1 protein-coding gene is annotated in these 461 nt (G+C 68.3%); it reads right to left on the bottom strand.

Features of this window, described 5'->3' with window-relative positions; genetic code table 11:
• Nucleotides 1-461, bottom strand: a 461-nt coding sequence (locus NQ012_RS12890; protein ID WP_257067973.1) for a glycogen/starch synthase, incomplete at both ends; no start/stop codon positions are given.

Below are 461 nucleotides of genomic sequence, written 5' to 3'. Positions count from 1 at the left end.
GAAATGGGCCTTGAGGTGGATGTCGCGGCGTGGATCCCAGCTGGCGTCGATGCCGTTGACGATGCCACTCAGGTGTCCGCCGGCCGCCCGGCGCGCCAACAGGTCATGCAGCCCGCAGCCGTCATCCGGGGCGGTGATCTGCTGCGCGTAGCGCAGGCTGACCGTGTTCAGCCGCGTGGCATTGGTGATGCCGCCCTGCAGGAACGACATCTGCCCGTGGAAGTGCAGTTCATCCAGGTGTTCGGCCGGCACGCCCAGCACCGGCGCAAGCGCGTAGGGAAACAGCCCCTGATAGGCCAGGTTGTGGATGGTCAGCAGGGTCGGCACGGCTGTCCGGTCCCAGCGTACGTAGGCGGCAGCCATGGCCACCGGCCAGTCATTCATGTGCAGCAGCTGCGGCGCCCAGTCCAGCCCGGCGCGCCCGGCCGCAATCTCCGCAGCCGCATGCGAAAGCGTGGCGA

The organism is Neisseria dentiae (assembly GCF_024580525.1).
GTDB lineage: Bacteria > Pseudomonadota > Gammaproteobacteria > Burkholderiales > Neisseriaceae > Neisseria > Neisseria dentiae_A.
This window is presented reverse-complemented; position numbering and strand designations above follow the sequence as displayed.